The organism is Lysinibacillus zambalensis (genome assembly GCF_040183165.1).
Classification (GTDB): Bacteria; Bacillota; Bacilli; order Bacillales_A; family Planococcaceae; genus Lysinibacillus; species Lysinibacillus zambalensis.
In genome coordinates this window covers 396,683-418,493 of sequence record NZ_JBEGDG010000001.1, presented here as the reverse complement: position 1 = coordinate 418,493, position 21,811 = coordinate 396,683, and the positions used below count along the sequence as shown (strand labels likewise).

General features: G+C 34.7%; 24 protein-coding genes. 18 read left to right on the top strand and 6 right to left on the bottom strand.

Annotated elements, in window-relative coordinates; genetic code table 11:
• Positions 1–117: 117 nt before the first annotated feature.
• The 7 genes from ABNX05_RS02010 (at position 118) to ABNX05_RS01980 (ending at position 4,910) form a co-directional block, all read left to right on the top strand.
• Positions 118–690, top strand: a complete 573-nt coding sequence (locus ABNX05_RS02010) for a DUF1697 domain-containing protein (protein ID WP_349658157.1) — start codon at positions 118–120, stop codon at positions 688–690.
• A gap of 379 nt (positions 691–1,069) precedes the next feature.
• Positions 1,070–1,390, top strand: coding sequence for an ArsR/SmtB family transcription factor (locus tag ABNX05_RS02005; protein ID WP_349658156.1), 321 nt, complete (start codon positions 1,070–1,072; stop codon positions 1,388–1,390).
• Positions 1,391–1,473: 83 nt separating this feature from the next.
• Positions 1,474–2,412 carry a DMT family transporter gene (locus ABNX05_RS02000; protein WP_349658155.1) on the top strand — a complete coding sequence of 313 codons (939 nt, stop codon included), beginning with the start codon at positions 1,474–1,476 and terminating at the stop codon, positions 2,410–2,412.
• A 680-nt stretch (positions 2,413–3,092) separates the two neighbouring features.
• On the top strand, positions 3,093–3,653 hold the full coding sequence (locus ABNX05_RS01995) for a hypothetical protein (RefSeq protein WP_349658154.1): 561 nt from the start codon (positions 3,093–3,095) through the stop codon (positions 3,651–3,653).
• Positions 3,654–3,718: 65 nt separating this feature from the next.
• Positions 3,719–3,847 (top strand): transposase, encoded by a 129-nt coding sequence (locus ABNX05_RS01990; RefSeq protein ID WP_349658153.1) that lies wholly within the window; start codon positions 3,719–3,721, stop codon positions 3,845–3,847.
• Entirely contained in the window at positions 3,841–4,032 is a 192-nt protein-coding gene (locus ABNX05_RS01985) for a hypothetical protein (RefSeq protein ID WP_349658152.1), read from the top strand. Before ABNX05_RS01990 ends, ABNX05_RS01985 begins: the two co-directional genes overlap by 7 nt.
• A 134-nt stretch (positions 4,033–4,166) precedes the next feature.
• Positions 4,167–4,910 (top strand): amidohydrolase family protein, encoded by a 744-nt coding sequence (locus ABNX05_RS01980; RefSeq protein ID WP_349658151.1) that lies wholly within the window; start codon positions 4,167–4,169, stop codon positions 4,908–4,910.
• Between the two features lie 176 nt (positions 4,911–5,086).
• Here the strand turns inward: ABNX05_RS01980 and ABNX05_RS01975 are convergent, their stop codons facing one another.
• Together ABNX05_RS01975 and ABNX05_RS01970 are read right to left on the bottom strand one after the other, a co-directional pair.
• A complete protein-coding gene (locus tag ABNX05_RS01975; RefSeq protein WP_349658150.1) occupies positions 5,087–5,248 on the bottom strand; it encodes a hypothetical protein in 162 nt (53 codons plus the stop codon).
• Positions 5,249–5,580: 332 nt separating this feature from the next.
• Complete coding sequence (locus ABNX05_RS01970; protein WP_349658149.1) at positions 5,581–6,897, bottom strand: HTH domain-containing protein; 1,317 nt, start codon at positions 6,895–6,897, stop codon at positions 5,581–5,583.
• Positions 6,898–7,124: 227 nt separating this feature from the next.
• Between ABNX05_RS01970 and ABNX05_RS01965 the strand changes: the two genes are divergently transcribed.
• Together ABNX05_RS01965 and ABNX05_RS01960 are read left to right on the top strand one after the other, a co-directional pair.
• Positions 7,125–8,363 (top strand): MFS transporter, encoded by a 1,239-nt coding sequence (locus ABNX05_RS01965; protein ID WP_349658148.1) that lies wholly within the window; start codon positions 7,125–7,127, stop codon positions 8,361–8,363.
• 24 nt (positions 8,364–8,387) lie between these two features.
• Positions 8,388–9,821: a M20 family metallopeptidase gene (locus ABNX05_RS01960; RefSeq protein ID WP_349658147.1), complete on the top strand. Its 1,434-nt coding sequence runs from the start codon at positions 8,388–8,390 to the stop codon at positions 9,819–9,821.
• Positions 9,822–10,358: 537 nt separating this feature from the next.
• On the opposite strand, the gene ABNX05_RS01955 is transcribed toward ABNX05_RS01960, so the two are convergent.
• On the bottom strand, positions 10,359–11,273 hold the full coding sequence (locus tag ABNX05_RS01955) for a DMT family transporter (RefSeq protein ID WP_349658305.1): 915 nt from the start codon (positions 11,271–11,273) through the stop codon (positions 10,359–10,361).
• Positions 11,274–11,403: 130 nt separating this feature from the next.
• Here ABNX05_RS01955 and ABNX05_RS01950 point away from each other — a divergent pair, with 130 nt between their 5' ends.
• The 3 genes from ABNX05_RS01950 to ABNX05_RS01940 all read left to right on the top strand — a co-directional run bounded on the left by ABNX05_RS01950 (position 11,404) and on the right by ABNX05_RS01940 (position 14,630).
• Positions 11,404–12,831 (top strand): aminotransferase-like domain-containing protein, encoded by a 1,428-nt coding sequence (locus tag ABNX05_RS01950; protein WP_349658146.1) that lies wholly within the window; start codon positions 11,404–11,406, stop codon positions 12,829–12,831.
• Between the two features lies 1 nt (position 12,832).
• Positions 12,833–13,459 (top strand): DUF3267 domain-containing protein, encoded by a 627-nt coding sequence (locus ABNX05_RS01945; RefSeq protein ID WP_349658145.1) that lies wholly within the window; start codon positions 12,833–12,835, stop codon positions 13,457–13,459.
• A 361-nt stretch (positions 13,460–13,820) separates the two neighbouring features.
• Positions 13,821–14,630, top strand: a complete 810-nt coding sequence (locus ABNX05_RS01940) for a hypothetical protein (protein WP_349658144.1) — start codon at positions 13,821–13,823, stop codon at positions 14,628–14,630.
• Positions 14,631–14,704: 74 nt separating this feature from the next.
• On the opposite strand, the gene ABNX05_RS01935 is transcribed toward ABNX05_RS01940, so the two are convergent.
• Complete coding sequence (locus ABNX05_RS01935; RefSeq protein WP_349658143.1) at positions 14,705–15,163, bottom strand: putative iron-sulfur cluster-binding metallochaperone; 459 nt, start codon at positions 15,161–15,163, stop codon at positions 14,705–14,707.
• Positions 15,164–15,516: 353 nt separating this feature from the next.
• On the opposite strand from ABNX05_RS01935, the gene ABNX05_RS01930 reads away from it, so the two are divergent.
• The gene (locus tag ABNX05_RS01930) at positions 15,517–15,687 is read left to right on the top strand and encodes a hypothetical protein (RefSeq protein ID WP_197140659.1); all 171 of its coding nucleotides are present in this window, start codon (positions 15,517–15,519) and stop codon (positions 15,685–15,687) included.
• Here the strand turns inward: ABNX05_RS01930 and ABNX05_RS01925 are convergent.
• A complete protein-coding gene (locus tag ABNX05_RS01925; protein WP_349658304.1) occupies positions 15,679–16,599 on the bottom strand; it encodes a DMT family transporter in 921 nt (306 codons plus the stop codon). The two genes, ABNX05_RS01930 and ABNX05_RS01925, sit on opposite strands and share 9 nt — an antisense overlap.
• Before the next feature lie 232 nt (positions 16,600–16,831).
• Here ABNX05_RS01925 and ABNX05_RS01920 point away from each other — a divergent pair, with 232 nt between their 5' ends.
• The 3 genes from ABNX05_RS01920 (at position 16,832) to ABNX05_RS01910 (ending at position 19,328) form a co-directional block, all read left to right on the top strand.
• On the top strand, positions 16,832–17,311 hold the full coding sequence (locus ABNX05_RS01920; RefSeq protein WP_349658142.1) for an Lrp/AsnC family transcriptional regulator: 480 nt from the start codon (positions 16,832–16,834) through the stop codon (positions 17,309–17,311).
• An 81-nt stretch (positions 17,312–17,392) separates the two neighbouring features.
• Positions 17,393–17,962, top strand: coding sequence for a histidine phosphatase family protein (locus ABNX05_RS01915; RefSeq protein WP_349658141.1), 570 nt, complete (start codon positions 17,393–17,395; stop codon positions 17,960–17,962).
• A gap of 145 nt (positions 17,963–18,107) precedes the next feature.
• Positions 18,108–19,328 (top strand): phosphoenolpyruvate hydrolase family protein, encoded by a 1,221-nt coding sequence (locus ABNX05_RS01910; RefSeq protein ID WP_349658140.1) that lies wholly within the window; start codon positions 18,108–18,110, stop codon positions 19,326–19,328.
• On the opposite strand, the gene ABNX05_RS01905 is transcribed toward ABNX05_RS01910, so the two are convergent.
• Positions 19,293–19,496: a hypothetical protein gene (locus ABNX05_RS01905; RefSeq protein WP_349658139.1), complete on the bottom strand. Its 204-nt coding sequence runs from the start codon at positions 19,494–19,496 to the stop codon at positions 19,293–19,295. The two genes, ABNX05_RS01910 and ABNX05_RS01905, sit on opposite strands and share 36 nt — an antisense overlap.
• A gap of 209 nt (positions 19,497–19,705) precedes the next feature.
• On the opposite strand from ABNX05_RS01905, the gene ABNX05_RS01900 reads away from it, so the two are divergent.
• Together ABNX05_RS01900 and ABNX05_RS01895 are read left to right on the top strand one after the other, a co-directional pair.
• Positions 19,706–20,965: a Tm-1-like ATP-binding domain-containing protein gene (locus ABNX05_RS01900; protein WP_349658138.1), complete on the top strand. Its 1,260-nt coding sequence runs from the start codon at positions 19,706–19,708 to the stop codon at positions 20,963–20,965.
• The gene (locus ABNX05_RS01895; RefSeq protein WP_349658137.1) at positions 20,931–21,749 is read left to right on the top strand and encodes a phosphoenolpyruvate hydrolase family protein; all 819 of its coding nucleotides are present in this window, start codon (positions 20,931–20,933) and stop codon (positions 21,747–21,749) included. The genes ABNX05_RS01900 and ABNX05_RS01895 overlap by 35 nt, the downstream gene beginning before the upstream one ends.
• The last annotated feature ends 62 nt before the right edge of the window (positions 21,750–21,811 follow it).

Genomic DNA, 21,811 nt, shown 5'->3' with positions numbered 1-21,811 from the left:
CTCATTATGGGTGTCTTTTCTTTTTTCTTCAAATTATTATTGATTCTTGTGGATAAGCCTTTGACGCAATATAGGGCTTTTATTAGTAAATAAAGAGTAAATAGAAAGGTAGATAGTATGACTATATATATTGCATTACTTAGAGGAATTAATGTAGGTGGGTATAATAAAATAATTATGGCAGAATTAAGAAATTCACTTGAGCAATTAGGATTACATAATGTGAAGACATATATTCAAAGTGGAAACATCCTTTTTGAATCAGATGAAACCGAGGAGCTTTTACAAACGAAAATTCACGATAAAATTAAAGATGATTTTGGGGTATCTAGCGTTGTTGTCATTAGGACGGCAGAGGAATTACAGCAAATTATTAGTCAAACTCCTTTTTCAGATCAGGAGATTTCAGAAGCGGATCGTACATGTAAAGGGGAATCTTTGCATGTTGCTTTATTGCCGACAGCTCCTTCAAAAGTCAATAGTGACAAGTTTTTATCCTATGCAAACGAAAGAGAACTCAGTGTCATAAACGGAAGGGATGTATATCTTTTATTTTATGACAGCATTCGAAATTCCAAACTAGGCAATAATCTAAAAAAGCTTGAGATTCCAGCAACTGTCCGTAATTGGAAAACGCTCATGAAGCTTTCGAGTATGGCCGAAGAAGTCAAACATATGAAGAGTGAATAAGAATAAAAGTTCCATATAAAAGCTAATAACATGATTTTCCTAGCGACAAATAAGTTCGATTTGAGTGCCTAGCGTTAACTATATAGCAAAAATCGAAAAAAGTTCACAGTTTGTTTAGACATAAATAGAATAATATGGTAAACTAGTGATGTCATGGTTAACAAATGAACACGCATAAAAAAAGCTAGGTATTCACAATTTTTTTGTGGACCTAGCTTTTTTCGTTTAGATAAAAGAAGCTTTTTAAAAGATTTATCGCTGTATCCATTTAGAAGCAATGATCTATAAGGTTTTAAGTGAAAATAAAGAGTAACTTGACAAATTATGTTTTTTAATTAAAAATAATTATGTTTAAAAATTTAAACATAGAGGAGGTATTATGGGAAATTTTAATTGCGATAACAAAGAGCTAGTTCTTGAGAAGTTTAAATTATCAACCCCCATTTTTCAAGCACTTGGTGATGTAAATCGTCAACAAATCATCATGCTTTTACTGACACATGATAGCTTAAATGTAAATCAATTAACAGAAAGAATAGAGCTTTCTAGACCAGCTGTATCCCATCATTTAAAAATTTTAAGACAAGCAGGTTTAATTACTTTTAACCGAAATGGAAATGAAAAATATTATTCATTGAGTTCTAATGAGTTTCTAAAACAAATCAAAGAGTTAATTCAATCTATTGAACAAAGCTATTGATTTGTTCTTTTTTATAATTACAGTTCATATGTTTAAGCTTTTAAACATATGAACTATGTTCGGAATATTAGGAGGATTAAATAATGAAGAGTAAGAACAAAAATCAATCAAAAAATATTTATTTATTAATGTTGCTCGTGCCTTTGTTTTGGGGTGGAGCATTTGTGACAGCGAAGCATGTCATTACGGAAGTTCCACCACTTGTTGCAGCTACGCTACGTTTCGGCATAACAGGAATAATACTCGTTTCAATCATAACAATTCAGAAAGAATGGCAGTGGCAAGTAATCCGAGGTAGATGGAAAGGTTTGTTATTTATTGGCTTTATTGGAATTTTTGGTTACAATGCTTTCTTTTTTACAGCATTGAAGTATACCTCTGCGACAAACGGTGCGTTAATTATAGCTGCAATGCCTGTATTCACTATGCTAGGGGCCGTTACGTTAGGTAAAGAAAAATGGAATAATAAAGCTGGAGCAGGTTTAGCTATATCGATGATTGGAGTAATTATTGTTATTGTCAAAGGGTCACTTTCTGATTTGTTTTCTCTTTCTTTTAACTTAGGAGATTTGCTTTTTGTTGGGGCTCTTTTATGCGGAGTTATTTATGCACTAATGGGTGAATCTATGCTTAAAGGTATACCAGTGATGTTATCGAATACTATGATGATGTTATCTGGGGCTGTTTTCTTAGCAATCAGTACAGTATTTGAAGGCGGTTGGGGTCAAGTAGTCAATATGTCAATTCAAAGTTGGATTGAAATGTTTTATATGGTTGTATGTGGGACATTGATTGGCTATGTTATTTTTAATAAGGGTGTAGAGAGCCTAGGAGGTAGTAAAGCGAGCTTATATTTAAACTTGACGCCAATTGTAGCAACATTGCTTGCGTTAATTGTGTATGGTAGCTCAATTACGTTGATACAAATCGTTGGGATGGTAATGGTGCTGGTAGGTGTTTATATTGCTACTAATAACGTATTCAGTACACAGTCAGATGAAAGTATAATAAAGAATACATAATCCTTTTGAATTGGGGAAAGAAACATAATACTTCTGGGTTAACAAATAAACTGACCAATGCTTTATGTAGAACGATGTGGTATTCAATAAATATAAGCTTTTCAATGTCATAAGGTAAACTGTTATAAGATACCAGATACTCTTTAATTTTAGCTATGTATTTTTTAAAAAGTAAAGCTATATTGAACTGCACCTATATTATTAGTAAGCTTCTAACAATTTGGCTACAATTTATTTTGATAATACTTACAATGGATTTTTAAATTTGTAAGGAATGAGAAAGAAAAAGAGATGATTGATTCGTACAATTAAGTACATGAAAGTGCTCGTTTCGAGAAAAGGTTGACTTTACTTATAGCGAAGGCTGTGAGGAGGGAAGGATTTTCTGCATTGATATTTTAAAAACAATTAATTACCAAGACAGAAAAACCGACGACCGACCAGCGACCCATAAACGTGTCCGGGGCAAGACAACTTAACCTGCTTATATTTTTTAAGAGATAAGGCATTGCCCTGGCTTACATGTTTTATTAAGAATAATATGTAAAAATACTCTTGTTCAAAAAATCGCTTAGTTTAGTAGTCTTTTAATAAAATCTAATTTTTTCATACAGCTTTAGTAAAATTGTCTATTTCATTTGTCCCTTTATTGAATAATGTAAAAACAAGGAGGTGATAAAATGGGTTTTGATAGTTTTGATAGAAGCAAAAAGGGATTGACTAATAAAAGAATTAGTAGAATTCAGGAAGATTGCGAAGGAAGTTGTATAGAAAAAAATGGTCGTCAAGGACTACAAGTCCCACAAGAACCTGTAGGTACGGGGCTTCCAGGGTCTGCTTATATTTATGATACAACTGCACAACCAGCTATCCCGAATAATGGTCAAGTTACTTTCAATACAAATGGTAATATTACTCCTGCAGGATTTGTAACACATGTACCAGGAACAGCGCCTATCATTATAAATCAAACAGGTACTTACCTTATTACCTATGAGGTGTTCGTTACAGGTGGCCCTAATGCGTTTGCTCTTTTCAATGGTAACAACCAAATAGCTGGTTCCAATTATGGAGACAATGCTGGTAACTCAACGAAAAATGGTCAAGTAATCACGACTTTAAATGCATTAGATGTTCTTACATTAAGAAATATTTATATAAACCCAATAGCTTTACTCAATGTAACTATTGGAAATGTTTCGGTTATCAGCGCTTCTATTGTTATTTTAAGATTAGCGTAATACGCTCCCCCATTAAGTAGACAGATTAAAAAATTAAATCTGTTTGCCTATGGGGGAGGTTTTTTATGAGAAAATATAGCTTTTCAAAAGAAGAAAAATTAGAGATCCTAAATTTTTATGAAAATGGCCAATTCACTCTTAATGAGGTGGCCGAATTATATATAGTTGATTCTAGAACAATCAAAGATTGGTAGAATATTTTTTTGGAGAGGATAGTCCTTATAGAAGTAAAAATCATAATACATACCCAAAAGAATTAAAGCGAGCAGCTGTTCAAGACTATATTTCAGGAAGCTATGGTTGCGGGTCTTCTGGCGTTAATTACATCTGGCAGCAATGCGCTAAGGTATTTATTATAAGGAATATTATTTTAGCTTAAGACATTTGCTGGAGGGATTCTCGCAGGACTTGTAACGGGTCTGTGTGATAAGAAAAAATTATAGGTATATATGAATAAATATAAATTTTATTTATGTACTATATTTGATAAAGTATAAGAAAGGGGGCGGTAAGATGAAAATTTTTGATGCACACTTTCACATTATTGATTTTGATTTTCCGATTACTGAAAATCAAGGGTATGTACCACCTAGTTATGTTGTAGGAGATTATCAAAAAGAAACAGCGACGTATCCTATTGTAGGTGGGGCAATTGTATCCGGTTCTTTTCAAGGTTTTGATCAATCATATTTAGTGAATGCTTTAGAGAAGATGGGATCAGCATTTTGTGGTGTTACACAGCTTCCATTTTCGGTTACAGATGATGAGATTATAGATTTACATAATAAAGGAGTATGCGCACTCCGATTCAATGTGAAGCGCGGCGGCTCCGAAGATTTATCGAAGCTCGATTACTTTGCGAGACGTGTATATGATTTAGCTGGCTGGCATAGTGAATTATATATTGACGCAAAAAATTTGCCTGAAATTGCACCAACAATTGAAAAATTACCGGCGATTTCAATTGATCATTTGGGGTTATCCGAGGAAGGCTTACCTCATTTGTTGCGCCTTGTAGAAAAAGGTGTACGAGTAAAGGCGACAGGTTTTGGTCGTGTAGAGCTCGATGTTGAACATGCGTTGAAATCTATTTTTGCTGTCAATCCCGAAGCGTTAATGTTCGGTACAGACTTGCCGTCCACACGAGCAAAAAGACCTTTTGCTTATGCAGATATTGAGCTTATTCAAGAATTGTTTGATGCAATGTCAGTTGAGAAAATTCTTTATCAAAACGCGATGGATTTTTATTTCAAGTGAGTTTTTTTAGTAGAAGTACCCTTATTCCGCATAATTGCTACTGCCTTTCACATCAATGAACTGCACCCAAATTGTTAGACATAATTGTGGAGGGTTTTTTATGATGCGCTGGGAGAGCATAGGGATATGTAATAGGATCACTTTATATAATACCGCAATTATTAATCTAAACTAATTTAAAAAGCTTTATCATAATAAGCTAAAAATAAATCAATGGTTGACTTTGCATCATTGTGCGAAGACTCAGTAATTTTTACTACTAGAGAATGTAAGAGAGCTACTTGACGAACAAGTTTACCAATTTCAATTGTAGATTGATGAAGGAGAGTTTTATTCATAAAGATGTTCTCGTTCTGGTATTGGGGTCACTCTTTATCAGAATAGAGAAGCTATTGAACAGTTTGCATTGCAGGTGAAAAACGAACTAAATTAAAATGAAACCGAGTTACTCATAAATATTTGAGTACTCGGTTCTTTTATTTGTAGTTACCCAGCGATTAAACCCACAGATATTCGTTGTGAACAAGCACGAGATTACGCAGCTCGCATTGCGGATTTTCTAGAGAAGAAAGATGCGCTTTATTATTTCTACACATTGAGCCCTTTAAAATTCAGGGCACAAGCAACTCCGTATGTTAAAAAACTTAACGTATATGAAGTGAATTTGCGATTATTCCAATCCAGTAAATTCAATGTGATAGATTTTCTTTGGTCTTCCTCGCAATTTCTCTTGTTTTTTATAAAGGATACGTGCAGCTCCTTTTTCCTCCAACCGATTTAAAATACGGTTAGCACTGCGTATAGTGACATCGAGATGATAGGCAAGTTCCTCAGCTGTCATTTCATTGCTATTGGTCTTTTTCATTACAGCCATGATTTTTTGAAGCTGCAGCGTAGAAATTTCCACATCTTTGCTAATACGTTGGATTGACTTGTTTATTCCTTTAAAATTTTCAAGATTATCTCCTTCATTCAATGGCCCAATCACCTTATTTGAATCTGTCACAACAAAAGTGCCATGAGGTCGGCTTGTAATAGATAAACGGTTAGCATACTGCGCATTTATACGCGCTTTATAGATTGTATTATTGACACCCCAACCAAGGTGAACCTGAAATGGCAATACTTTCGAGAGATAAGACATTAACAAGCATTGTGAAAGATTATTAGTAAGTGTCTTCAATTCTCTATATGAACTGATGAGTTCAAAACTGCCATTCGATATTTGAATGAGGAAGGGGACCTCTTGCTCAGTATTAAATTCTAAAAGCGATTTATGCAATAACATTTGCTGAAACTCCCACTCATTTATGTTTTGTTTGGTGGTGTCCGAATATCCAATGGAGACATGACCAATAGCAATTTGGTTCTCAGCTAGTTTAATCACTGATAGCTCATTTATGATTTGTTCGAATTGCTGGATAACCGAATCAGTCGATGGAAACAGAAAAATATGGGGAATTCCATGTCGAGTTAAATCATCAACGATATTACTCAAACGGGTTAAAGACAAATCAATTTTTCCTTCTTGCCATAATCGAATATGTTCATTTAGTACTTGTTCGTAGCCATCATCCGTCACCTTAGAAAAGGAAACCAAATGTGGCATGTCCTTTTTAGACAATACGTCTTTTAATCCGAGGAAATTGTTTTGACTCGCAACAAAATCGATGTAAATCCTTGAAAATTCAAGCGTACGGTTAGACAAACTGATTTGTAATAGCTTTTCATAAAATTCCTCTTTTGTAAATTGAAAGTAATACGTTGGAATGGGAAAGCTATTCCATTGGTCTGTTAAATAATGGTACGCTAGCTCGGTTAGTACGAACCCATCTACATCGTGCATATTTTGTTGGTATAGATCAATTGTTTCCTGTAAGCGTTGATAAGGAATCATGATGATCTCACAGCTCTCACGGAGACGATCAGGTACCGTTTTTATTTCTTTGAGAGAATGCTGAGCAATTAAGACACCCAACCGGATCATTCTCAATCCCTCCTTTTATTCACTGATAACAATTATAAGCCATTCCTTTTGACAATGGAAATGAATAAAAAAAGCCTTGAAAAAGAATATTAATAAATTTATAATTATTTTCAGACAATTCGTCTTATTTATGTCTAAAAATCCATAGTCTTATACAAGGGGAGATATGGCGAATTTTTTTCATACAAGAATAATTGTCAGGAAAATTAATAAAGGGGGAATCAAAGATGAACACAACTGCTACAAATAGAAAAACAAAAACAGTAATTCTATTATTACTTATTTTTGGAGAGCTGCTCAGTACTTTTGACAAGGTTGCCATTAATGTGGCTGTTATCCCTATCTCTAAAGAGTTCGGTTTAACAGAAACGCAAATGGGTTTAGTTATCAGTAGCTTTTTTTTAAGTTTTGCGATTATGCAGCCAATTGGTGGTAGTCTAGCAGATCGATTCGGCACACGAAAAGTGATTATTATTTCTCTAATTACATGGTCCATGATTACGATCTTTACTGGGCTTGCTTGGTCTTTAGCATCATTAATTACTATTCGTTTTTTATTTGGTATTGGGGAAGGAAGCTACCCATCAGCAAGTGTAGCAGCCATTGGAGAAACATTCCCCTTTGAAGAACGTTCACGAGCTAAATCCACTCTTTCAGCTGGAGGAAAGATTGGTGGTGCGCTAGGTTCTTTGTTTGTGGCTGGTTTAATAACTGGATTCGGATGGAAGTTAATGTTTGTTATTTTAGGTTGTGTTGGTTTACTTCTTTCTCCACTATACATCAAGTACTACCGTCCTGGAGGCATCGATGTTCAAAAACATAGTACTAATGAAAAAATTACATTGATTGAGTTATTCAAAAAACCTTTATTGTGGAAATTGATGGTTGTTTATTTTGGTTTTTCCATTGTATCTTGGGGCAGTCAGTCATGGTTACCTTCATATATGGTAAATGTACATCATTTAAATTTAGTGTCGATGGGTGCATTAATTACTATTCCGGCATTTTTTACAATAGTAGGTGTAATTGGAATAGGTTGGATACTTGATAAATACGTAGCCGGACGGGAGAAAATTGTTATCATTACAGGTTCTCTTACGACAATGATCTCTTTACTGTTTATGACACAATCTCCTTCCATCGTAGAAGTTTTGATTTGTATGACGATAGCAAGTATCAGCATTGTATCTGGAGTTGTCACAATATTTACAATTATCCTAAAACACATCCCTAGTTCAGGTGTGGGGAGAGCCTCAGGATGGATCTATCTTTCTGGAAATCTTGCAGGTGTCGTTGCTCCTACAGTAATGGGATTTATGATTGAGCGATTTAATGGTTCATATGAGGCTGGATTTTGGTTTTTAATTGCAGCGCTTATCATTTCACTTTTAATAGGGCTGACAATTCAAACGAACTTAGATAAAACAAATAAAAAAGAGGGAGAGATAGGTTTCCAAGTACAATAGCCTATCACAGAAAGGGTGTTTTTCATGTTTAATCATCAGAGAATTTGTGACATTATTGAAGAAAAAAGAGAGCAATTGATTCATGTAAGTGATTGTATTTGGGAATATGCCGAAACAAAGTTTGAGGAGTTTCGCTCAGCAGAACTAATTTGTAAGACATTAGAGGAAGAAGGATTTAACGTTGAAAGAGGAGTAGCTGGACTTGAAACCGCTTTTATCGGTAACTATGGAAATGGTGGACCAGTTATAGCCATTCTAGGAGAATATGACGCTTTACCTGGTTTAAGTCAGGTAAGAGGTCAAGCTACACAATGTCCTATCGAAAAAAGCGGAAATGGTCATGGGTGTGGTCACAATTTACTAGGTGCTGGGGCGTTAGCTGCTGCAATTGCAGTACGTCAATACATGAAAGAAAACCAGCTACAGGGAACTGTTCGTTATTACGGTTGCCCTGCGGAAGAAGGCGGATCTGGCAAAACCATTATGGTAAGTGAAGGCTTGTTTGATGATATAGATATTGCTATTTCTTGGCACCCTTATCCATTTAACGCTGTTGCATCAGTGACAAATGTAGCAAACTATCAGGTAGCCTTTAAATTTAAAGGGAAGGCAGCCCATGCATCATCATCTCCACATCTTGGGAGAAGTGCATTAGATGCCTTAGAACTTATGAATGTTGGAGTTAATTTCTTAAGGGAGCATATTATACCTGAAGCGCGTATTCACTATGCTATTACAAATTCTGGAGGACTAGCTCCAAACGTTGTACAAGCCGAAGCGGAAGTACTTTATTTGGTACGTGCTCCTAAATTGGAGCAAGTTGAAGAAATTTATCAACGTGTATGTAAGGTAGCGAAAGGCGCAGCGATGATGACTGAAACAGAAGTGGAAATCCTATATAATAAAGGATGTTCTAATCTAATTCCAAACAAAACTTTAGCTGCTGTAATGTATCAGAATTTCCTCAAGGTAGGTGTCCCGATATTTAATGAGAAAGAAAAAGCTTTCGCAAGTGAAATTCGCAACACGATGCCAGAGTCAGACAAGTTAAGTATTTTCCGAATGCTATCTCAGCTACCAGTACCAAAAGAATTACTACAGCAAATTAAAGAACAAGATATTTCTTCCATTTTAATGCCTTATGTAGATAAAACGTTTAATATGACAGGTTCTACTGATGTAGGAGATGTTAGTTGGAATGTACCTACTGTGCAGTGTGCAACGAATTGTTTTGCAATGGGTACACAGCTTCATACTTGGCAAGTTGTAGCACAGGGAGGAACATCCATCGGACACAAAGGGATGCTTCATGCCGGAAAGGTAATGGCAACTACAGCCATCGATATTTTGTTACAACCACAAATCATTGAAAAGGCAAAAGTTGAGTTAAAGGAACAATTAGGTGGCGCAATATATAACCCACCGATTCCAAAGAATATCGAAAGCTCAACCATCTAAGTTATAAATACTCATAAAAGATTAATAGAAAGAACTCAATAATGAAGATTTCTTTACAATTTAAACATTAATATGTTTTGTTTAACATAGGAAGTAAAGGATAAGAGGTTGGTTCAAAAAAACTGGTCAAAACCATAAAAAAACGTGAGAAATTTATACCGTATCCTACAAGAGTCTTTAACGAAGATTTTTCGACATTTATTTGCAGATTCTGTAATTGTAAATGTAACGGAAATGAATAGGTTAATAAAGCCCTTCATTGCTGATAATGGTATATATGCAGGGAATAAGCCATTAAAATATGGGTTTTGGGGTAACTAGTTGATTAATTTTATTTTGACCGATCTAAATAGTAAATATATTCATTAACGAGTAGTGAAACGTGATATGCCCCCCCATTAGGTAGACAGATTAAAATAAAAATCTGTTTTTCTAGGGGGGCATTTTTTTATGGCTCGAAGTAACTACTCAAAAGATGAAAAATTAGCGATTCTTAGATTTTACTAAGGGTTGTCAACGCTATTTCTTTAATCGAGATCATTTGATTAAATTCTGAGTATTTTTGTTTTCTTGAACAATATCTTCTTTCTTTATATTGGCAATAAATACCCCTATTAAAGTGATTAAGCCACCTGTTACGGCTGAAAAATGTGGGACTTCACCAAGCCAAATCCATGCGATAAGAAATGCAAAAACAGAGGTTAAATATAGCGTACTTGTTGCTTCAGCTGCTCCATTTCGTGAGGTAACATAAGCTAGCGTAAAATAAGGAATGATTGTTGGAAAGATTCCAAGATACAAAATGACTAATGTTGCATTTAACGGTGCATCCATTATTGCATCACTTAGCCCGGGTGAGAATAGTAGCATAAAAATAGTACCTGACCAAATTGCGTACATCGTGAATGGAAAAGCCCTATATTTTTTTACATAACGACATTGAAAAACAAAGTATATACTTTCTGAAAGGGAGGCTACTAAAACTAGGATGATCCCCGTATTAAAAGCAAAGTCTCCGGTTGAACCTCCTACAGAAATAAATGCTACACCACAAAAACCAACAAGTGAACCAAGCCATCCCCATAACCCAAGCTTCTCACGAAAAAAGAATACAGCTAACAAGGCGGTGAATATAGGGGTTGTTGAAACAAGTAAACTTGCAACGCCAGCACTAATCGTTTGCTCCCCATAATTAAGTGCTACTTGATATACAGTGAATCCTAAAAAGCCAAGCAATAAAATAATTGGGATATCTTTTAGTGCAGGTAAAGGCGTTTTAGTAATAACTGCGATGATGATTAATACGAATGAGCCGACTAATAATCGTAGTAATGATATATGTTCGGGTGAATAAGCCGTCAATGCGACTCGGATTCCTGGAAAAGCTGATGCCCATAAAAGGATTGTTATGAAATGAGCAGAAATAATCTTTAAATCTAATCTTTTTAACATGAATACACCTCGTTTTACTTTCTTAATCCAACCAATTAAATTCTTATTTTCAATATTAATAGGATTTTGGTAAAATTTCTCCAACAGGTTAAAATGAAAAAAACCAACCAGTTCATTAAAGGGAGTACATATGAAAAAGCCAAAATATCAAGTGATTATTGATTTTATAAAAGAAAAAATTGCTAAAGGGGAGTGGCCGATTGGCAGTCCTATACCAAGTCAACGTAATCTGGCAAAACAGTTTGAGGTTAATCGGAGTACAGTTATAACAGCTTTAGAGGAACTAATGGCAGAAGGACTAATTGAAGGCAAAGTAGGGAAGGAAACGTTGGTCACCAATAATACTTGGACTTTGATGGGAGGGAAATTCTCGGCGAACTGGAATGAAAATGTCACATTAGGAACGCATAAACCAAGCGTTTCCATGGTGCAGGAAATTAACGAAGCGGAATCGAATGCGAATCTTATTCAATTGAGTAAAGGGGAGTTATCACCAGAGATGTTCCCTTTAGAAGAGATGAAAGCCATTGTTCAAAAGGTTTCGAATCAATTGGCCACTTTTGGCTATGAAGAGCCGAAAGGAAATATAAAATTACGCCAAGCCATTAGTGATTATTTAAAAGTAAGAGGAATCGAAGCATCTCCGTCGTCCATCCTTGTCGTTTCTGGTGCGCTTCAAGCTTTACATCTAATTTCAATTGGACTTCTGAAAAGAGGTTCATCGGTATTGTTGGAAATGCCTTCTTACCTTTACTCATTGACTGTTTTTGAGTCTGCTGGGATGGAGTTGCAAGGCTTAACGATGGACAATGAGGGGATCATTATAGATTCCATTTATCCGACTAATGAAAAGGGCAAGAATATTTTATATACGATTCCAACCTTCCACAATCCAACAGGCGCATTAATGCAAGAAGAGAGACGTCAGAAATTAATGGCATACTGTGAAAGAGAGCAACTTCCAGTTATAGAAGATGATGTGTACCGTGATTTATGGATTGACAATCCACCACCTAAACCACTGAAAGCAATGGACCATTACGGGAATGTATTGTATGTTGGAAGTTTATCCAAAACCCTTAGTCCAGGATTACGGATTGGGTGGGTAGTCGGTTCGGAGTCAGTCATTAATCGATTAGCAGATTTAAAAATGCAATCCGATTATGGATCAAGTACACTTTCCCAGCTCGTGGCAGCAGAGTGGCTATCAAGTAATCTATATGAGGATCATCTTGATAAAGTAAGAGAACAACTTAGTGTGCGTAGAAAAATTGCTTTAGATGCATTGGATAAATATTTGAGTCCTTACGCTACGTGGGACATCCCAAAAGGAGGATTGTTCATATGGGTTAAAATAAAACCAGAATATAAAGTAAAAAGGCTGTTTGAGAAGTCGTTATCCAACAATATTCTTCTAAATCCTGGTAGTATTTATGCCGAAAAATCAGGATTATTTATACGAATTTCCTACGGGTATGCTTCACTCGAAGAAATTAAAGAAGGCATTTTCCAATTAAGTGAGATTATTAAAAATCAATTGATTGTAATGGAGGGGTAAAATGAAATTACTAAACAAATTACCGCAAAGTAACCCGAATTTACATGTAGAATTAATTGATAATGGCTGGATTCCTATGAAAGAACCTAAAAATTTAAGAAGTGCTATATTGTTATCGATCCCTTTAATGATGATCGCTTCAATGATTTCTATTGGGGTAATAAATATTTTCTCCAGTATTTCTTTGAATGATTTTGGGTTCTCAGAGGGTGCAATAATTATAACAATTAACTTTAGTATTATTTTGTGGCTAGTCTTACTAATGATTATTCATGAATTACTTCATTTGATGTTCATTCCTAATTTTATGAAATCCAAAAAAACTTTTGTGGGGCTTACTCTGTTTGGGGCTTTTGTTATTACGGAAGAAGAGATTTTAAAATCAAGATATATCTTCATTACAGTTGCTCCTTTTATAATACTGTCAATAATTTTGCCACTAATTTTAAGTGTAGTTGGACTCTTGACAACGACATTAAAGTTCTTGGTCATACTAAACGCAATGGGTTCGTCAGTTGATTTATTGAATCTTCTTCTTATAATGAAACAGGTACCGAATAACGCAACATTAACATGTAATGGACCAAATACTTATTGGAAAAAAGATCAGACTGAACAAATAGGGTAAAGATTTCGTAAGTCATCTAATAGGAATAATACCGATATAGAATACATATGAAAGAGGAGGGTGCAATGAAATCAGCCCGAATGTTTAGTATTTTAAATTTATTAGTTCATCACGAGAAAATCACGGTACAACAGAAGAGAAGATTCAAAAATGGTATGATTCCATAAAAATGGTTTTTGCGAAAATTAATTTATAGGTAGAAGGGCATTTGGAATTGACTTAACTTATAAAACGTTTTTTAAAATTTCTGTTCTTTTGACATACAGCTGACACACTTCATCGATATAGTGTAGATACAGCTTAGTTAAATCTAAGCTTAGGGGCAAAAATCCCGTTACACTAATTCAAGGAGTGAATAAAAATGAAAATAAGAAGTAAGATTTCGATTTATGCTATGACAGGAGCTTTATCACTAGGAATATTTGGCGGTACAACGATACCAACTCTCGCAGCTACAACTCAAAAGGAAACAGTTAAAGTAGAAAAATTCACAAATTTAGATACTGAAACTCAACAAAAGGTTGATGAAATTTTAAACAATCTAAGGAATGAACTAGCGACCTTAGGGGTGTCATTACCTTCAAAACATACTGGAAAAGGCGATAAGTTCGCGAATTTAGATGATGAAACAAAAAAACAAGTGCAAGAAATTATGAAACAGCTTAAAGACGGTTCCTTGACTCAGGAGGAAGCGAATACAAAATTGAAAGACCTTGGAGTATCAATTCCCTCTCATAATGAAAAAGGTGGTAAATTCGCGAAATTAGATGATGGAGCGAAAACAAAGGTACAAGAAATTATGAAACAAGTTAAAGAGGGTGCCTTAACTCAAGAGGAAGCTAACAAACAACTGAAAGACCTTGGAGTATCAATTCCGACCCATAATGGAAAAGGCGATAAATTCGCCAATTTAGATGATGAAACAAAAACAAAAGTACAAGAAATTATGAAACAAGTTAAAGAGGGTTCAATAACTCAAGAGGAAGCTAACAAACAACTGAAAGACTTTGGTGTATCGATTCCGACTCATAATGAAAAGGGCGGAAGATTCACGAATTTAGATGATGAAACAAAAGAAGAGGCTACCAAATTAATTGAGAAAGCAAAAAAACAAATGAAGGAACTAGGAGTTGAGTTCCCTACAGAAAAGTTTAATCAATTAATGGATTAACAATTTTTACGAGCAATAATAAGGTCCTAAAACCTCTGTTTTACAAGGGTTTTAGGACGCTTTTTTATTCCGATTTAGCCTAGATCTTTAATATATTTCGTAACATTTCCTAAACAACAACTACCTTGAGGATTGTTTACCTCACAGCCACAACGATTCTCTTTTATATTTTCACGAATATGTTCTAACGGATTTGGAGTAAGTTTAGTTTCGACATTGTGTTTAATTTTCTCTTTAGTCCAATCAAAACAATAGCAAACCGGTGTACTTAATGAGTCATCCTTTTGATGCACAGATATCTTTATAGCAGAAAGAGTGTATTCCTTATTTCTCGTATCAAAATAAACGACATGACAACCTTTAGTAGAACAAAAATAGTGATTTTCCATCGCATTTATAGATTCTAATACAGATGGTTTAAGCATGGATTTAATTGTTATTAGCTGTATGTTTTTAGCTTTATTTTTGCAAGACGGACAAATAATAGTGTTTGCATTACTATTTTTTTTAGGGCTACTACAACAATTTCCCATCTTTGATTCACCTCGAACAGTTTATTTTCTACAGCTAATGTTTCAGTAGTAGAACATTAGTTTGGACTCATAATTCATCTTCTTTAAAGTATAAACCATGTACTTAGGAAAAGAGGGAAGGAATTGTATCATTATCAACAAGTCAGTGAACATTCAAAAATGATTAGAGCCAACAGCTTTTTTTGAAAATTATTAATCATTATATTAAAATGGAACTAATACCAAAAAATACGAGAACTTTTTTAGGCACTCATAATTAAACTGCATCCAAATTGTAATTTCGTACTAACTGGGATGCAGTTCAAATTGTCGTTTGGGTCTAATGAAAGAAAATACTAAAAGGTGATAATTTTATGTTAGGATTTGAATGGTTCCCTAAAAGGTGGGGGAAAAGAAAAGTTTCGGAACGTTTTCTTCAAGCAAAATTTACTGAAAAAGGTAAAGGGATTACGATTACTACATACGCTGTAGATTTATATGTACTATCTATTCCTTTAGAAGTGAAAAAATATAATTCATTGTAATTTATGAGTGTCACCAAATTTTGTTGACATTTTTTTATTTGAAATTCGTGTATTTAAATAGGTTGTTTTTGACTTAAAATGTGAAAATAAATAACATCCTAAAATAACAATCAATCCTCCAATCCCTTGAGTCCAAGAGATGCTTTCTCCTAAAAATAAAAACGCTAAAATTGCCGTGAAAATCGGATTGAAATTAAGGAAAACACCCGATGTTGTAGCCCCTAATTGTTGAATACCAATACTCCAAAGTACCATACAAACAACAGTGGAGATAAGACCTGTATATAAAAGAGAAAGAATAAAAGAATGATTTACATTGGAAATGGCAAAATCCTTAAGGTTAAACGGCAATAGTACTAGAAGTCCAAATATTCCTGAATACAAAGTGGACATTAGTGGCGAGGTAGTCTTCATTGCCCATTTACTACAGACGGAATAAATTCCCCATACACAAACAGCTGCTACCATCCATAAATCACCCAAATTAAAATGAAAAGACATTAAAAAATCGATATTTCCCTTTGAAAGTACGAGAAGCACACCAAACAACGAAAATAACATCGAAAATGCTTGAAGTTTATTCATTTTTTCATTTAGAAAAACAAATGAAAAAAACGCAATAGAAATTGTATTTAATGTTGAAATGAGACCAACATTTGTCGACGTAGTTCTTTCTAATGCTAAAAATTGAAAAATATTGAACAATACCACACCTGTAATGCCCATTAAAAATAAAGGGAGAAGGGCAGCTCGAGAGGGAAGCATTTTTTTCTCTTTCCACCATACCATTGGAAGAAGTGCCACTATAGCAATGAGCCACCTTAAGCTCGTCAGTGTTAACGGAGAGGCATGGTCAACAAGAGATTTGGCCACTACAAAATTGCCACCCCAAAGTAAACTAGTTAAAAGCATTAATAAAACATAGACATTCTTCAAATCATTATCTCTCCTTTGAGTGTCTTATGTACAATCAAGTTACATTTAATAAAAGAATCATAACACTTTTGCTAATTTGGCAGTATAATATTTCGTAAGAATAATGAAAATCAAAACAATGGAAAGAAAAATAAAGTTTTACAGAATAAAATTAATAATAGCTGTCAAAAGTGACTATAATTTCGAATAAAAAAAGGAGAAAAAAATCATGAGAGATGTGGAAAGAAAATTATTAGATCGTGTTGATACTCAAATACTGGATATTTTGCAGAGAGAGGTTCAGATAAGTAATGCAGAGATAGCGAGACGGGTGAATTTGTCTCCGCCGGCAACCCACACGAGGATAAAACGTTTAGAAAGTGAAGGATTTATTGATAAACAAGTTGCCATTTTAAATCCTGAGAAACTTGGATTCGATTTACTGTGCTATGTTTTCATGAGTACCAATATTCATCAAGCTAAGGAATTAGAAGTTTTGGAAAATACCTTAAAAACAATGACCGAAATATTAGAATGTCATTGTTTAACAGGAGAGTATGATTATCTTTTAAAGGTCATTGTTAGAGATCGAAAAGAATTAGATAGCTTTATTAGAAAATTAAATAGGATGGGCATATCCCGTATTCAAACTAACTTATCATTAAGAGAAATTAAATATTCTACAGTCTTACCGATATCAGAAGATTAACAGTAGAAGTTCTTCAGTGCAATATGGATTTTAGCTTCACACAAAAAGGGTTTAGGTCAAAACTAAATTTTAGGAGGCATTATGAAAACAATCATATATATGGTGCGACATGGAGATTCACCAAAAGACGGAAATGAGAGAACGAGAGAATTGACTGAAAAGGGTAGGTTAGATGCTCAACGAATAACTGATATTTTACTAAAAGAAGGTATTGATACTGTTATTTCAAGCCCGTATAGTCGTTCAATCCAAACTGTTCAGGAAGTAGCAAATCAAATAGAAAAAGAGGTAATTATATTTGAAGATCTAAAAGAGCAACTATTTATTGCTGGAGATAAGCGAATTGCTGACGAGGAATTATTCCCTTTTTTACAAAAGTCATTTTCTGACCCAACCTATGCTTTAGAGGGAGGCGAGTCAAATGCTGACTGCCAGAAACGTGCTATAAAAGTTTTAGAAAAAATAGTGAACGAATATCAAGGTCAGAAAGTAGTAATGGGCACACATGGGGCTGTAATGACTTTAATGATGGGTTTTTATAATAGTAGATATGATTTGGACTTTTTATTACAAACAACGAAGCCAGACATTTACAGAATGGAATTCAATGGGCAAGAATTAGCCGGTGTAAAAAGGTTATGGGAGATTTAGGGAGAGGTTTTTGAAGCAATTCACCTAATAAAGTTAGGAAATCAGTAGGTGTAGCTTTGGTATTAGAGATAATATTCATTACACTAAAAGAGAAGAATGATTAAATAACTGAAGACAAAACAATGTTTGTAGGGGTGAAAATTAAATGGAGGACAAACTAAATCAGAAGTATGAAATAAAAAATTATATGAATAAACAAATTAATAAAAATCGATATATTTTAGGTGTTGCAGCTGGTTCTGGAATGACAGCTAAATATGCAGAACAAGGTGGCGCTGATTTTATCCTTGCGTTAAATTCAGGGCGGTTTAGATTAATGGGAGTAAGCTCATTAGCAGGTTTTTTACCGTATGCCAATAGTAATGATGTTGTAATGGATTTTGCATGCAAAGAGATCATTCCTACGATTAAAAAAATTCCAGTTTGTTTTGGTTTATGTGCAACAGATCCAACAATTGAATTAGATAGCTATATCGATTTGATTCAGAAAAAGGGATTTGCAGGTATTAATAATTATCCAAGTATTGGCCTGATAGATGGGCTTTTTGGAGAAGCTCTAGAAGAACAAGGGATTACATATGAAAAAGAGGTAGAAGCTATTCGTATCGCTAGTGAAAAAGGTTTGTTTACAGTAGCTTTTGTATTTAATGAGGAACAAGCTATAAGGATGGTAGAAGCGGGTGCAGATATTATTTGTGTTCACTTAGGTTTAACGAATGGGGGATCACTAGGCGCTAAAAAGATTTTATCTTTATATGCTGCCAAAAAGATGGCTGTAACTATTTTTAATAGATGTGATGAACTGAATCCAAACATTATTAACATGATTTATGGAGGTCCGGTCAATAAACCTATAGATGTTCAGTATATGTACGATGATACTACTATTAAGGGATACATCGGAGGTTCCGTTTTTGAAAGGATTCCAAATGAACAAGCACTTATACATATTACGAAATCATTTAAGCAGACGAACGATTTTCAATTGGATGAATTAATAAGTAAAATTACTGATGGTTTAGGAAGCCGAGATGATTATATTAATTTTGCAAAGAAGTATATCAACCTACATTATATGGACGAAATTTCATTGAATGAAGTCGCTGAAATATTAAGTTTGTCTCGCTCTTATTTAAGCACTTTATTTAAAAAAGAGATGGGTATTTCATTTACTGAATATCTTATTAATTTTCGGATAAATCGCGCTATCGAAATACTGAAATTTGAAAAAATACCGCTAAATAATATCGCTGAAATGGTAGGTTATCCGGATTACACTCAATTTAGTAAAATATTCAAAAAATATAAAGGTGTGTCACCTAAAAACTATTTAACTTCTATCAGCAGGTGTTTGGACACCCACTGAAATAGAGGAACTCAGTCTAAGAACGCCACGAGCTGTGGCAACGCTTGATTGACCAATATCATGTTGCTGCTGCTGCGCTTTCGCACAGACAAAACCAGTCAGTTGTTGCTGCCGCTGCGCTTTCGCACAGACAAAACCAGTTGTTGCTGCCGCTACGCTTTCGCACAAAAAACATCTGCATGCCTAAATACAAAGCCGTGTCCAGACGCAATAATGCCAAGGCATAATTGATAATATAACAAAGAGACAATTTTATAGAACAAAAACACATTAACTCACCCAAAAGAAAACGTTATTATGGAATGGAGTAATAAATGTAATCGCTTTCTTATATGATTATTTTGACGATTTTAAGATCTAGAAGGGAGAGAGATGATATGAAAACAATTGCTTTGGCTGGAACATTTGATTCAAAAGGAAAAGAATATTTGTATGTAAAAGAGTTGATTGAATCGTTGGGTTTCAATACTTTTACGATTCATACTGGTGTTTTTAATCCAGCATTTGAGCCTGACGTATCAAATGCTGAAGTAGCAGCTGCAGCTGAAGAAGATATACAGGACATTGCGACAAAGAGAGATCGAGCAAATGCAACCGCAGTTCTTGCAAAAGGGATGGAAGTGCTTTTGCCGAAACTGTATGAAGAAGGTAAATTTGACGGTGTACTTTCCTTTGGAGGTACTGGAGGGTCATCTATCGTAACAACTGGTATGAGAGCACTACCGATAGGTGTTCCAAAAGTGATGGTTTCTACAGTTGCTTCTGGTAATACGGAGCCATATGTAGGAACTAGTGACATCATTATGATTCCATCGGTAGTAGACGTTGCTGGTTTAAATGTAATTTCGACTAAAATATTTACAAATGCAGTATTTGCAATAGCAGGTATGCTTAACTTTGACAATAAAACGATCGTAAAAAAGAAACCACTTATTGCTGCAACTATGTTTGGTCTGACAACACCTTGTATTAATCAGGCTAAAGATTTCTTAGAAGCTAAGGGATATGAGGTATTGATTTTTCATGCTACTGGTGTTGGTGGTCGTACAATGGAGAATTTAATAGCTAATGGATTTATAGATGGTGTCCTTGACATAACGACCACTGAATGGGCTGATGAGTTAATTGGCGGTGTCTTGAAAGCTGGACCGAATCGTTTAGAAGCAGCTTCCAGAAAACAAATTCCTCAAGTTGTATCGGTGGGTGCAATTGATATGGTTAACTTTGGTCCATTTGACTCTGTCCCTGATAAATTTAAAGGTCGAAAATTTTATAAGCATAATCCAACAGTTACTTTGATGCGTACATCCGTTGAAGAGAATAAACAAATAGGTGATGTAATTGCAAAAAAATTAGCTTTAGCGACAGGGTACACAGCATTATTTTTACCGCTAGAAGGGCTCTCTGGTCTTGATGTTGAAGGGCAACCTTTTTATGGGTTAGAAGAAGATAGAATGTTATTTGATACATTAAGAAAAAATGTTGACCAAAGCAAAGTGGAAATGATTGAAATCAATGCGGATATTAATAGTGAAGAGTTTGCACTAGCTGCAGCAAGGAAATTGATTGAATTAATAGAAAATAAAGAGAGGGATAGCAATCATGTCAAAGAGACAAGAAATATTGAATCGTTTTAAAGAAGAAATAAAAAAAGGTAATATTCTGTTAGGTGTTGGAGCTGGTACAGGAATTACAGCTAAAAGTAGTGAAGCCGGTGGAGCTGACATGTTAATTATCTATAATTCTGGCCGTTATAGAATGGCTGGTCGTGGTTCCCTAGCCGGATTATTATCGTATGGTGATGCCAATCAAATTGTTGTTGAGATGGGGAATGAAGTATTACCAGTTGTAAAGGATACTCCAGTACTAGCTGGTGTTAATGGAACAGATCCTTTTAAAGTGATGGAAGTTTTCTTAAAGCAGTTGAAAGAACAAGGGTTTAGTGGGGTTCAAAACTTCCCTACAGTCGGTTTAATTGACGGTGTATTTCGTCAAAATCTAGAGGAAACAGGGATGGGCTATGATTTAGAAGTAGATATGATTAGAAAGGCAAATGAATTAGACCTACTAACTACACCTTATGTCTTCGATGAAGAGCAAGCAAAGAAAATGGCTGAAGCGGGTGCGGATATTTTAGTGGCCCATATGGGATTAACAACAAAAGGAACGATTGGTGCACAAACTGCATTAACTCTAGATGATTGTGTCGATCGAATTCAAAAAATTATTAATGCTGGTAAGTCTATAAATCCAGAAATATTAGCAATTTGCCATGGAGGTCCAATTGCAGAACCGGAAGATGCTGCTTATATTATTGAAAGAGTAGATGGGATTGTTGGATTCTTTGGTGCTTCTAGTATTGAGAGATTTGCTGCGGAAAAAGGAATCAAGGAGCAAACTGAAGCTTTCAAAGGTTTATAATTGAAAGTGTATTCTTATCAGAAGAAAAGACAAAGTGCCGGTTGTAACATTGAATTAAAGTT